Origin of the sequence: Paenarthrobacter nitroguajacolicus, assembly GCF_007786235.1 — a bacterium.
GTDB lineage: Bacteria > Actinomycetota > Actinomycetes > Actinomycetales > Micrococcaceae > Arthrobacter > Arthrobacter nitroguajacolicus_A.
Window position 1 is genome coordinate 35,629 of sequence record NZ_VNFK01000009.1, and the last position, 12,230, is coordinate 47,858.

Below are 12,230 nucleotides of genomic sequence, written 5' to 3' on the forward strand. Positions count from 1 at the left end.
CCCTGGGTGGCTGGACGGAATCACGCTCAACGTCGAACGTCACTGGCAAACGGGCCAGTGAATTCGTCGAATGGGTCAAAGAGAACGGCAGACAACCGCACCGGAGCTCCTGGGATAGCAATGAACGGACGCGGTCTGATTGCATCGCGCGTCAAAAAGTACACGCGAAGAAGATCGAATACCCGACCCGAATCAGGGAGCTGGATGCCCTCCTACCCGGATCGGACCGAACTTCTTAACTCCCATGCGCATTGACGACTGGTGGTGCTACCTATCGGTGTACTCACCATTGCATCTGAACCTCAGTGAATCTGCGTAATCTTGTTGTCCCGCATGTCATTCCAAAAAACGGGCCACAATCGGCTGTCACAGAGGCGACTTTCGGTACGGTTCGAGCACGGAAATCGGATATGCGCGGGTCTCCACGGTTAAACAGGATCTCAGCCGGCAATTGGACGCCTTAGCCGCGGCAGGCATCACGAAAATCTTTTCCGACAAGAAGTCCGGGGCGACCAGGAACCACCGGCGACGGCCAGATCAGCTACGTTGAGGCCGAGGGAGTGGCGTGTTCCTCCTCTGCGCCGGTCTAATCTTTCCCGAACTGTTGAATTTTGAGGAACAAGCGCCCCATTAGTTCTGTCAGAGCTGCATCAACGTATGGAACGAACGGTGGGTCGACGTACCAATCTGCGTCGCCGAACGGGAACCAACTGGGCGGCGGTTCGGTTCCTTCGGGGATCGTTCCGCTTCTTCCTGCGTTTCCGAAGTGGAAGACTACGATTCCTCTATCGTCTGCCGTGCGAAAGGTCATCCAGTTTGAGACGGGCGCTCCGGCTGGATGGTCCAGGAGCGTCCTGTATTTCCTTGCCTTCTCCAGGACACTGCACGATTCCTCAAACTCTGGCTCGAGCTCAGCGAAGTGTTTCAGGAACTTCTCCATGCTTCGGACGGGAGGATGACCGAAGACCTCAGGAAACAGGACGACTACGCCTGCAAGCTTCGACACGGTATTATAGACGGATTGGTAAAGCTCTCGTACAGGTCGTAGATCATGTGCTGGGCCTCTCCAGTCGGAACGAGTGGAGGCGTCTGCGGCTGCCAGGCTCCCACAGCCTTCGTGACCTGGACACGCTTTTTTGCGATCCGGTGTGCGGATTCCATGTAGTTCCGTATCGACTGACGTTGCTTCGCATTCAGGCGTAGCTGAGACAGTGCCTCTTCCCATGCCTGGATATACCGCCCGTTCAACAGAGCAAGCTCTGACTCGGCCTTAACTTTTTGCGGCGCTGGAAAATCGCTCAAGGGTGTCTCCTCCGGTTGCTGCTCTGCGTCGGTGGACGTCATGCGTTCATGCTCAAGTAACGGTAGACGGTCGCGCGACTGGCGCCGATGATCTTTCCGATGTCCGATGGCTTCAGCCCGCGGTCCCTCAGTTCACGTGCCTTCCTGACCTTCTCGTGGTCAGTAGTAACCTCTCGACGGCCAGCCATGCGTCCGTTTGCGGCTGCTGCCGCCATGCCGGCCTTGGTGCGCTCGGAGAGTTGGTCTCGTTCGAGCTGGGCGAAGGCGGAGATCATGGTGACCATCGCCTGGGCCATCGCTCCCCCGACCTCGCTGGCCGGGTCAGTGGCGATGCCATCCCTGAGGGAACGGAACTTGATGCCCCGGGATTTGAAGGCATCAAGGAGCTCGAGCAAGTTGCGGGTGTTGCGTCCCAACCGGTCCAGCTTCCACACCACGACTTCATCTCCTGGACCGAGACGGTCCAGCATCCGGTCCAGCTCTGGACGGCTCACCCTGGTCCCGCTTATCCCTTGATCTTTATAGATACGCTCGCACCCAGCAGCTTCCAGTTCGCGGATCTGCAGATCGGTATTTTGGTCGGCCAGGCTGACGCGGGCGTATCCGAGGCGTGCCATACTTCTCCGTCTTATCAAAGGATATATTTTAATGTTTTGAGAATACCTCAGTGAGACACTTTGTTTGGACAGGCGAGGCCTCAGAAATCTGCGGGTTGAGATCGCCTTCGATGTCTAGCTCAAGGGTTCTTATCAAAGGATCCATTGATGAGATGGCCAAGAGAGTGCGACAAGTTGCGGAACTCCGCCGGGCATCGCTCAGTTCCTCGAGAGGTTTTACGGACATGCTTTGGGCCGCCGACCCCTGACGATTCGTGGGCCGCATGAATGGCGCGTTCGTCCTGCTCCCAGAAAAAACATTCTCCAATGTGTAACCATCCGTGGTGTCCCGGACAATACAGGGCATGGAGAACGTTCAGCTGGGGGATGACGTCCTGTGGGCGGACAGCTTGAAGGGTGACGCCGAGGCGTTCGGTCATTTATACGACCGGCACCGCGGTCGCGTCTTCCGTCACGCTTATCGCTTGGCCGGCGGACGGCACGACGCCGAAGATGCCACGGCGGCGGCTTTCCTTGAGTTATGGCGCCGCAGGGACCGCGTAAGGCTGATTGAGGGGTCGATCCTCCCGTGGCTGCTGGTGACGACGACAAACACTGCTAGGAATCTTCAGCGCGCAAAGGTCCGTCACCGGAAGCTCTTGGACGCAATTCCCCGGCGCGCTGAGGCCGAAGCGGAACTGGATCCCGCCCATTTGCACCACGACCTTTCGTTGAATGACGAGGTCGCGCAGGCTTTGGCTGTCTTGAAACCATTGGACCTGCGGCTGTTCAGCCTTGTCGTGTTCGAAGAGTTGCCTCTGCCGGCCGCAGCTGAAGCGGTGGGGATTTCCCCGGGGGCGGCCAAAGTCCGCATGCATCGTGCCCGCCAGAAACTGAAGGCTGCACTGCCCCGGTCGTTCCATCACGTTCACTCGCCAGCATTGAAAGGAGATCCGTCATGAACGACGTTCGCATTGATCCGCAGTTCGACCAGGCGCTCCGTGAGGTACTTCTTGCTCAGGTTCGAACCAGCTCAAAACCACAGAACCAGAAGCGGCGGTGGCTGTTGTTCGCCGGCGCTTTGGCTGGCGCAGGAATGCTGGGCGGCGTAGGCGCCGCTGCTGCGGGATTCTTTACCCTTCCCGGGGTCCCCACAACCACTGTCCTGTCCTCCCCATCGACTGCCGCTTACAGCGGCACAGCAACAGCTGACCTTGGGCCTGCTCCGGAAGGGGCGACAGGTATCGAAGTCGAACTGACCTGCCTCACCGTCGGTAAGTTCACTTTCCCGGATGGTGCCAATCTCACCTGTTCTTCGGCTGATCTGGGAACACACGGTGCCTGGTCAAAGTACGTCGTGCCCTTAGGTCCTTCAATACAAGGGGTCACCATCATGACCGATTCAGGAAACAGGTGGCAGATCAGTGCCAAGTACATCTCGCAAGTTGCCACCGAGTGGGAAGTCAACGCAAAGGGTGAGACCTATGGCGTTGAGGTGCCAGGGCGTGGAACCCCCGATTTGCTGGCAGTCATTGCAACCAACGGGGCAAAGGGCTACGCCTACTCGGATCAGATGAAAGGTACTGATCCGGCGGATCCAGAGGAAGCGGCCAAGAACCTTGCTAAACCGCAAAGGGAAATTCCGGTTTTCCTCAGTGATGGCACCACACAAGTAGGCGTGTTCATGGCACAAGGCTGATAAGAAATATTTGCATTATTTGATAGCCATTCCGAAGCCCTCGCTTTAGAAAAAAAATCCTTTCAATATCAATTAGGTGGGGGCAATGGAACATTCTGGCATAACTCGCAACAATCACTCTTCTGCGCGATTTCGCAAGCGTGTAATAGTAATGGTTACAACTTTTATTGCCGCTTTCGCCGTCATGTTTGGCGCCCAATCGGCCTTGGCGTACGGGGCGGTGTACGGCCAGATCAACAACTACTACGTGGCAGGCCACTGGTACGACTCGTATCCCATTATCTACACAGAGCCTCAGTCGTACGCTGTGGCCGGCACCATGAGTTCATTCTCCGGTGGGGGTACGTACACCGGATGGGCTGGAGCCAGGGGTCGCTTGTTTACCCAAGATAACTATCTGAGCTGCGAAGGACTAAATATGTACAATCCCTCCCCAGGGACTGTAGCCAATGCCAATTCGTGCAGTCGATACCAATCCTATAACTGGTACAGCTGGGGTGTTGCCCGGGGCTGGACCGGCAGTGGATACAACGACTTCTACACATTCAAGTCGGTTCTTCAAGGAAATTGGTAGGGAAATCATGAAAATTCTGAAAATGTCCAAGCGTGGCTATGTGGTTGCCGTCAGTTTGTGTGCGGTTCTGGGACTGGGAGCCGGCGCGTCCGTGGCTACCGCGGCTGGTGGCTTAGCCCCCTCCAACTTGGCTTCCGAAACAAAGCCGGCACCGGAGTACCCGAGGAACGCTAACGGCAACACCTACGGGTTCGCCATAGATTCCGTATCGCCAGAAACTGAGCCCGATCTCATCGCAGCCCTCACGACCGACGGCAAACGAGGCTACGTTTCGAAAGCCGAGCTGGATGTCGCCAACGGCACCGCAGCTTCACGAGAGTTCAGGACTCCCGAAGACGCCGTGAAGTGGACGGAAACCGAGGGTCGAGCCGACCGGTCGATACCCGTTTACGAATCCGACGGTAAAACGGTGATCGGAGAGTTCACCGTGGCGGGTTCGGACACTCAAAAGGCCAACCAGGCACTGACCGAACTTCGTTGAACGAAATGTATTGGGGGTGGCGGGTGTGGATTTCCTTCATACCCCGCCATGGGTATGAGCACTCGACGCCGCTCCGAGTTCCGGTGCTCGCACCCAAGCCGATTCGTTGCCTTGGCTGCGCGTATATCTTGGGAACCGATCCATTGCTGAGATAACTCCTGGATGGACCCTCGGCGAGATCAGCGTTACTACCTCGCTGCTGTAGAGCTTGAAGGCGATAAGGCTATGGCATTCCTCACCGAAGCCTGCGCACTGGTTCGAACGGGACGCCTGGTGGGAACGGCTCCGGACCGCCGCGGTAGAGGTGGGAATATCGTGGATATTGAATTCTGGAGAGCCCAAGTGCGCCTCAGCGCCAACTCGGCTCTGCGGCCCCTCCTGCTGTACCACGACCCTGCAGCTCCTGGCTGCATGCTGGAATCCATCTGGTGATGCGAGGTCAGCGTTCCGGGGAGTAGTCAGCTTGGAACCGAAGCGTCTTCTTCGGACTCCATGGGTTCATGTGGTGCGAGGATCTTCATATCCATGTGCTGCAAGTGCTCTCTCACTCTGGCAGCAAACTTCGGCGCTTCGGCCTTTTTCAGACGAAGGGGGAGATCGACGCCTTCATCTGAAGAGCACTTCTGGTGGTAGTAGCGTAGCTGTGATTCGGTCACAGCCCGGACTGCCTGCGGGGCCGCGTCATCAACGAGAACCAAGAAGTCGTCCGGTTCATAGATTTCGTACGGCAGATCATCGCTGTAGGGAAAGTCTTTGCCGTTCTTGGTGACAAGTATGTCCACAGCTCCGTGAACGGCGGCGGCGTGGACGTGGGCGTCTCCGATATCGGGATATGTCAACGCCGTATCGATCTGGTAGCCGGTGATCTGACCACCAGTGAACGCCGCCTCGAACTGCCGGCGAAGGCCGCCTATCTGCTTCTCAGACCACAAAGGGTTGTTTTTCCGGAGGTGATACAGGGTTTCTACCATGATGTCCTCGGTCCACACGACTGTGAATAGACTTGGCGCCTCGCACTGCAGAAGGCCGATCCAGTCGCGCAGCGTCCGGGAGTAGAGGATGTTTGCGTCCAACAGGACGATGGTGACCGCCGAGCTCATGAACTGCACTTTACAGCTTCGGCGGTCACCAGTCCGGTTTAGTCTTCGGCTCCCAGTTCGTCTTCAAGAGCACGAAGTCCGTCGAGGCCCTGGCGACGCATCGCTGCCCTGGCATCCCTGTACTTATGAACATCCTCAGTCAGTACGCGGGTGTGTGATCCGACCTTGTGCGCAGGCAGTTCATTCTTGCTGATCAACTGCATCAGAGTCGGGCGGGAAATTCCAAGCATCTTGGCCGCAGTGGTTGTGGTCAGCTCTTTGGGAAGCGTACCGATCGTCACGGTCGCACCCCGACCCATAGCCTCCACAACCTTGCCCAAGAGCGCAGTCAACTCCGCTGGCGCTTCCACAGATTCTCCTGCGGCATTTTTAAGTGACAGGCTAAGCGACTCGTTGGTCTTTTCACGCAGCCTTGCAACAAGTTCCCGCGCTTGAGCGCTCTCTTGTTCCGTTGTGGCGACGACTGTCTTTTCAGTTCTATCCAATAGTGCGGACATGATTCGCCTCCCTCGGCGTACTTTCCATAACTTTCCCTTAGACTAGGACACTTTCACTTATAAGTGCAAGTGAGTGTGAGTAACTGAACACCCGCAAGCGCAGGGCTGTTGGCGAGGAGGGCCTTTACCACAACTCTATCTACGCTCTTTTTCGTGAGCCTGTGCCAGAAGGTCCGCTTCACATGCCAAACCCGCGCACGAAGCTCTCCGCGCAGGCATGGGCACGGGTATGCGATTCTGCCTCACGAACTCCCCCGCCTGGTGCACAAGAGGCACTTCAAAGTGACAGGACTTAGTGAGACAACGATCTAGGGAAGGACTACCGAGATTCAACGCTTCCGGCGCGAGTGCCAGGCGTCCTGCAGGCATAGGCTGCATGCCTCATAAACCTTTAGTTTATTGAGACACTCCTCGCTCGAAGTGAACGTCCGAGACGCTCGAAATACTCGCCGGACACTACGAATGGATTATCAGGCGAGCAAACCAACCATTAGGGTCAAGCTGTGAATGACGACGACCTGATCCCAGGGGACGACATAGAGCCAGAGGACGACGGGCACCAGGACGACACTGACGCGGAGGACAACACGGACGCAGAGCCCCCTTCTGCGGTAAGCCGCACCTCGGTGCCTTCCTCTGGACTCAATGCACTCAACTCCTATTTTGGCAGTGACTACTTCAAGAGCATTGCTGGCTTCGACGAGCTGTTCAAACCAGGCGGAGCCTGGAACGCGATGTTCGGTAACGCAACAAAGGGACTCGTCACACCAGAGCTACTCGAGACATTCAGCCGGTTAAATATTGGCGAGGGGACGACGCAGAGGTTACTGGAGGAGTTCGGGTCAATACCGTTCGCATCCATATCCAAGAATCTCGCCGCCGGGGCAGCACTCAACTACCCCAGCTACAGGCCCTCACTAACGAAGGGTGGCACCGCGTACTCTCCGGAGATGAACAGCCCGGCTGACTACTTCAGTCCTTGGGAAGGAGTGATCGGAAATTTCGCCGATCTGCAGGTGGCAGTCACGACAATCCTCAACCACCACCAAGGGACAACGTTTCTGTGGAGGGGGCAGCAGAACGCGGAATGGCCTCTACACAGCTCACTTTTCCGCGCAGTGTGGAAGGCGAAGGGAGTACGGGATCCCGGCCGGCGTCACAGAAGTAGCGAACCCTTCCCTACTGATCAGGACCTTCAAAAGGCTGAAACCCGCATTCTGGCCGCCATCAGGGAGCATTGGAGGTTCGACGACACCAGCGCTCTCTCGACGTTTGCCCGGTTGCAGCACTTCGGTGCCCCTACGCGGCTGCTCGATGTGTCGCGTAACCCTCTAATCGCGGCATGGTTCGCTACTGAAGAACATGCTGAGGCCGAGATCGAGGAAGCCGACGCACGCATCTTCGCGCTTGCAACCACACGGGTGGCCGCTACTCCGGAGCAACGTCATAGGGACTTCGAAGCAAGCCGAATCGACCTCGAAACCGCTGCCCTCTTCAAACCCTTTTGGGATGTAGACGGGAACGCTGACGGGATAGAGGACAGCGGGTTCGGGGAATGGGGCACGGGCCGGATACGGCGTTTCTGGATACCGCCGCACTACGAAGCCCGTATCGCGGCGCAGAATGCAGCCTTTATCCTCGACGGCGTCCCCGTCGATTCCCCTGACCTCGAAAAGTACTACCCGAAGGGCCGCGGGCACACAGGGTCATGGCGGCTGGCTGATCGCCTTGCCGCTTCCTCCATCAGCGTTCGCTTCTCTAAACCTCGCCCTGGAGCGGGCTCGAACATTGCAAAGACGATGCCACCTAGCTATACCTTCCGCATCACAGCCGAGGCTAAACGTCAGATCAGAATGGAACTCGAAGACCGGTACTCATACAACAAATCCACGATTTACCCTGATATTCAAGGTGCGGCCCAAGCAATCAGGAACGATCCAGACATCTTCAAAGATCTATAGAGGCCAGAGAGTTCACCAACGCCCGCTCCGTGCCCCGGTCTAACGCAGGACTGACCATGAGATCGGGCAGCCGATTCGAGTTCTCGGAGAACGCCAACGGCGCGGTATGTTGTCGCGGCTTGCGGGGACGATCCCGAAAGACGTGCTTACCTTGAAAGGTCACTTACCCCCAGAACGGACATCAGAAACGGCCGTTCCCCTCTTTTGACCAAGTTTGATATCGCGCTCGAGTTCTGACCGAGCCGGTGGAGGCAATTCGCCTATTCCAGCGCGTTGGCGCTACAGAGGTCAATAGCGGTCGTTTTTGATGAGTCGGTCGGAACGGCCACCCCCATCAGTTAATCCTGGGAAACGCCGAGTAGCTCCTGCCGTCGTTTTCGCATTAGGAGAGACTCGCAGCTTAGGTTTGGGACCGGAGGCCCCTAGCGGATGGACCCTCCGTCAAGGTTGCTTTCCTGTATGCCTTGGAGAAGATCGAGTGTCACGCCAGTCCAGCCGAACTGCTCAAACAGTTCTTTTGCCGCGCCCGCAGCCAAGGGACGAGTGCCGGAGACCACCACTTCATCGGTGATAAGGATTTCATCGCTTGTCCAGCTATTCGAGGAGTATGTGTAGTCCTGGTGGAACCCTCCGCGACGTGGATCGGCTACAACGAGCTTCATGTTCGCGACATTTACTGCCTCGAAACGGACGACCAGAGGCTCGGCAATGGCCAGCCTACTCTTTAGCCGTGACGCAAACTCAAGGGCCTCGGTGAAGTGCAAAACGGCGAACCAGACTGGGATGTTCCCTGACGTCTCCGCGTCGCCACCAAAAGAATCCCAGTCATTGGGCCAGTCCCCTACCGCCCTGAAATCGGCGAAAAGGCCGCTGGTGTAAAACCGCCATCCTTCGGTGTGATGCATCGAGGACGATTCCTCGCCGATGAAGTCCTCACCGTTCCGCGGGTCGTTCACGTAGGGAAAGGGCCAGCCCCGTAGCCTCACGGCTGAGTCCAACGCGGACGACTTCAGTTCGCGACGGGGGATCTTGCGGGCATCGAAGGACTGCGGGTAGATCAGATGCCTGAAGTGGGCCACGGAGGTGACATGGTTCAGTTCAGCTGCAGCGGTCGCAGCATCGATCTGCTCCTGAAACTTTTCCTTATCCGTCGGGGCGCCTGTCCAAAGCACACCCGCGCCAACAGCGGTTTCCCTGAACCGTCTAAGACCCTTTTGAGTCGCGAGATCGAGTACTTCCCTCATCTCGTTGTGCGTGTGGTAAATAGAGCTTTCGGGCTTGCGGAGGGAACGCGTGTATAGCTGCCCCAGCACCAAGACGCCAGGGTACTCCTTCACACAAAGAGATGGGATTTCACTGAATTCGCCCACTTCAACTACAACGACAGGTTTCCCATTCGGATGCTCCCTAACCTCAAGACGGAGGATCAAAGGCGGATCGCAATAGCGGTTGAGTTGGTCGGCCACAGCATCCAAGTTGGTCCACTGATCCAACTGCTCCTGGCTTAAACCCGGGCTGTCGGCGGGGCTACGGTCATTGATGCCGAGCACAATGTTCCCGCCATCACGCTGGTTCGCCAACGCGAGGCCGGCCCTGGCCACGAGTGCAACATATGACTTGTCTGAGAGGCTTCCGCCGGCCTTAAACTCAACATTTCTCGTTTCATGACCGACGGCAATGACAGCCGCGAGCTCTTCATTACTCAACATGAGACGCAGTCTATTCACCATTTATCGACGCGTCCCGCCCATGGTCCGGATCCGTGAGCGTTTCGCCACCCACACCTGGATTCCCATGCATTGCCTGTCACAGGGAACCTTTGCCCGGTTGCGCTCAGATTTCCAGCGGAAGACTTCAACTCAGCCGGAGCAAGAACAAATATGTCCAGATAGATTTATTAGCGACGAAGCCTCTCCCGCAAGGCCTCGTCCAGTAGATCCGTAATGGTGATTCCGTACTTCGTCGAATATGCGTCCAATTCGTCACGAAGGCTAATCTCTATCTTCGATGAGAATGGTTCCATCCGGCGCTTACCTCTCGGCCGTCCAGGGCCGGGACGCCTTGGTTCGAGATCAGCGTGGGCCGACTCCGTCTGGACGTTTGCTTGCGCAGCGGTGACCGGAGAAGCCTCCCCCTGTTCCACAGTTTCGGTTCGTTTCTCCGCAGAAGTTAGAACTTCCACGACGTCGGCGACTGGTGCTTTGCGAATCGACGATTTGCGCTCCAAGGCCATAATTAGTTCACCCCATCCAAGTAGCGCGCATGCGCAACAAATTTTTCAGTCATGATTGCCGCGCCCCGGCCGGCGAGCTTCGTGAGCGGCGAGCGTGTACTGACGGAGTCCTGCATCGCCGTTCGGAGAGGAAGATGAGGCTCCCTTACGTCAACGCCGTAGGTGCTCTCTAGCTCTCCGATTTGGAAGGAGTGTTCGGACGTGAGGGGTGAACTCGTCTTATTGATGATGATGCCCAGGAATTCCAGCTGAGGATTCAAGTGCGGAAGCGACCTGACCTTCTTCACCGTGTCGAGGAACTCCGTCACGCCCTTCACGGAGAAGGCCGCTGGTTCAGTGACCGCAAGTACACGGTCAGCCCAAATGAGTCCGTTCAACGTCAGTCGCCCAAGGGCTGGTGGAAGATCTATGAGGATGTGGTCGTATTGTTGAAGCTCGTCCGCCCCATACGCTGCGGTCTTGAGTCGCATCTCGGGCGTTAGCAGAGCTTCCGACTCAAGTCGCGCCAGGGACTCAGAACTTGGGATCAGGTCAATACCCGGCCATGTAGTTTGCGTGATGGCTTGCCCGAGGGTCCCAGCCTCTCCCCCGTACAGCACATCGAAGACGTCAAACTCGCCAGCCCCTTCGAGGGCTTCCGTTACATTGGATTGTGGGTCGAGGTCAATTACCAACACGCGCTTTCCAATCAGACGCAAGCCGGTGGCCAGGCCGAGTGTCACTGACGTCTTGCCCACACCGCCCTTGCGGTTACCTATGGCCGTAATTCTCATACTGGTCCTCCAAAGCCCGCCGGATATTGATGGAGATCCATCAATACATCAGTCATTCAATCCAGACATCAATCTATCAAGCAATCAATACATCACGCAATCCATCAATACATCAAACAATCTTTCTGTCATGACATAATTATTTATTGACTAGCACTGTTTCGCCCACCTACCCAAGACCCGGGGGGCGTTGAGGAGCTGCACCTCGCCCCCCTCTTGGGCGAATGATCAGTTCGAACCAAAAAGACCGAAGCCCCTGAAACGGCACCTCTGTCGGCTTCCTATGGGCTCAAAATAGTGCGGTGTCAACGAAACTTGACAGCGAAGGGCGAAAGTATCAATCAATCTTTCTGTCATGACAGAATTATTTAATCGAAGATCACTACTACTTGTGAGCTCCAGCTACATCTCAAGGGCGGAGGCCTCAGTAGCCACGGTTCCTGGGAACGGAACAACATGTCGTAAGCCTCTGTCGCCTACAACCCGTAAAGTGGGGGATCGTCAACAAAACCTGACAGATAGGAAGACGGATGGAATGGGATCTGGGAGACGGATTCCACTGCGGACGGCTTGGGGTTGTTTTGAACGATGGGCGGCTGGGGTCCAACCACGAACATGACGAAATGATCAGCGTCCAAGGAATCACTGGTCGACACAAACGAGACCCGCACAGGCCGGGCTATGAGCTGGTGATGGAAGCCGCGGCCGCAGGTTGGCAAGGTACCTGCGAATGCGGCTGGACTGGTAGACAGTGGCAGCGCGTCCTGGGGGTAGGCAGAACCGACATGGCTAGATATCGAGCAAAAGCACTGATTGGATCACCAGCTATACCGCCATTGTCGGTAGAAGAATCCATCCTGAGCGAATGGCAGAAACACGTGCAGGCTTGGGCACTCCAAATGGCTGCTCGCAGTTATGACCGGGCAGCTGCCCGTCTGCACGAGGCTGTCAACGCTGCACGGGATTCCGGTCTGACATGGGCCGATATAGGCGCAGAAACTGGAATGTCACGCC

13 protein-coding genes are annotated in these 12,230 nt (G+C 56.7%); 7 read left to right on the forward strand and 6 right to left on the reverse strand.

Annotation, left to right across the window (positions count from 1 at the left end; all coding sequences use genetic code 11):
* Nucleotides 1-403: 403 nt before the first annotated feature.
* On the forward strand, nucleotides 404-550 hold the full coding sequence (locus tag FQP90_RS12805; RefSeq protein WP_280115976.1) for a recombinase family protein: 147 nt from the start codon (nucleotides 404-406) through the stop codon (nucleotides 548-550).
* 36 nt (nucleotides 551-586) lie between these two features.
* On the opposite strand, the gene FQP90_RS12810 is transcribed toward FQP90_RS12805, so the two are convergent.
* Both FQP90_RS12810 and FQP90_RS12815 read right to left on the reverse strand, forming a co-directional pair.
* Nucleotides 587-1,006, reverse strand: coding sequence for a hypothetical protein (locus FQP90_RS12810; RefSeq protein ID WP_144650997.1), 420 nt, complete (start codon nucleotides 1,004-1,006; stop codon nucleotides 587-589).
* Between the two features lie 334 nt (nucleotides 1,007-1,340).
* Nucleotides 1,341-1,919: a recombinase family protein gene (locus FQP90_RS12815; RefSeq protein ID WP_144651000.1), complete on the reverse strand. Its 579-nt coding sequence runs from the start codon at nucleotides 1,917-1,919 to the stop codon at nucleotides 1,341-1,343.
* 344 nt (nucleotides 1,920-2,263) lie between these two features.
* Here FQP90_RS12815 and FQP90_RS12820 point away from each other — a divergent pair, with 344 nt between their 5' ends.
* The 5 genes from FQP90_RS12820 (at nucleotide 2,264) to FQP90_RS12840 (ending at nucleotide 5,084) form a co-directional block, all read left to right on the forward strand.
* On the forward strand, nucleotides 2,264-2,860 hold the full coding sequence (locus tag FQP90_RS12820) for an RNA polymerase sigma factor (RefSeq protein WP_144651004.1): 597 nt from the start codon (nucleotides 2,264-2,266) through the stop codon (nucleotides 2,858-2,860).
* Entirely contained in the window at nucleotides 2,857-3,597 is a 741-nt protein-coding gene (locus FQP90_RS12825) for a peptidase M56 family protein (protein ID WP_144651007.1), read from the forward strand. Before FQP90_RS12820 ends, FQP90_RS12825 begins: the two co-directional genes overlap by 4 nt.
* A 151-nt stretch (nucleotides 3,598-3,748) precedes the next feature.
* Nucleotides 3,749-4,171, forward strand: coding sequence for a hypothetical protein (locus FQP90_RS12830; protein ID WP_144651010.1), 423 nt, complete (start codon nucleotides 3,749-3,751; stop codon nucleotides 4,169-4,171).
* A 7-nt stretch (nucleotides 4,172-4,178) separates the two neighbouring features.
* Entirely contained in the window at nucleotides 4,179-4,652 is a 474-nt protein-coding gene (locus FQP90_RS12835) for a hypothetical protein (RefSeq protein ID WP_244296756.1), read from the forward strand.
* Nucleotides 4,653-4,877: 225 nt separating this feature from the next.
* Entirely contained in the window at nucleotides 4,878-5,084 is a 207-nt protein-coding gene (locus FQP90_RS12840; RefSeq protein WP_244296757.1) for a hypothetical protein, read from the forward strand.
* A 26-nt stretch (nucleotides 5,085-5,110) separates the two neighbouring features.
* On the opposite strand, the gene FQP90_RS12845 is transcribed toward FQP90_RS12840, so the two are convergent.
* Nucleotides 5,111-5,752, reverse strand: a complete 642-nt coding sequence (locus FQP90_RS12845) for a PIN domain-containing protein (RefSeq protein ID WP_144651012.1) — start codon at nucleotides 5,750-5,752, stop codon at nucleotides 5,111-5,113.
* A 38-nt stretch (nucleotides 5,753-5,790) separates the two neighbouring features.
* The gene (locus tag FQP90_RS12850; protein WP_144651015.1) at nucleotides 5,791-6,249 is read right to left on the reverse strand and encodes a helix-turn-helix domain-containing protein; all 459 of its coding nucleotides are present in this window, start codon (nucleotides 6,247-6,249) and stop codon (nucleotides 5,791-5,793) included.
* 503 nt (nucleotides 6,250-6,752) lie between these two features.
* Between FQP90_RS12850 and FQP90_RS12855 the strand changes: the two genes are divergently transcribed.
* Nucleotides 6,753-8,210 (forward strand): FRG domain-containing protein, encoded by a 1,458-nt coding sequence (locus FQP90_RS12855; protein ID WP_144651018.1) that lies wholly within the window; start codon nucleotides 6,753-6,755, stop codon nucleotides 8,208-8,210.
* Nucleotides 8,211-8,632: 422 nt separating this feature from the next.
* Here the strand turns inward: FQP90_RS12855 and FQP90_RS12860 are convergent, their stop codons facing one another.
* Nucleotides 8,633-9,919 (reverse strand): AlbA family DNA-binding domain-containing protein, encoded by a 1,287-nt coding sequence (locus tag FQP90_RS12860; RefSeq protein WP_167510480.1) that lies wholly within the window; start codon nucleotides 9,917-9,919, stop codon nucleotides 8,633-8,635.
* Nucleotides 9,920-10,445: 526 nt separating this feature from the next.
* On the reverse strand, nucleotides 10,446-11,216 hold the full coding sequence (locus tag FQP90_RS12870) for a ParA family protein (protein WP_144651028.1): 771 nt from the start codon (nucleotides 11,214-11,216) through the stop codon (nucleotides 10,446-10,448).
* Between the last annotated feature and the right edge of the window lie 1,014 nt (nucleotides 11,217-12,230).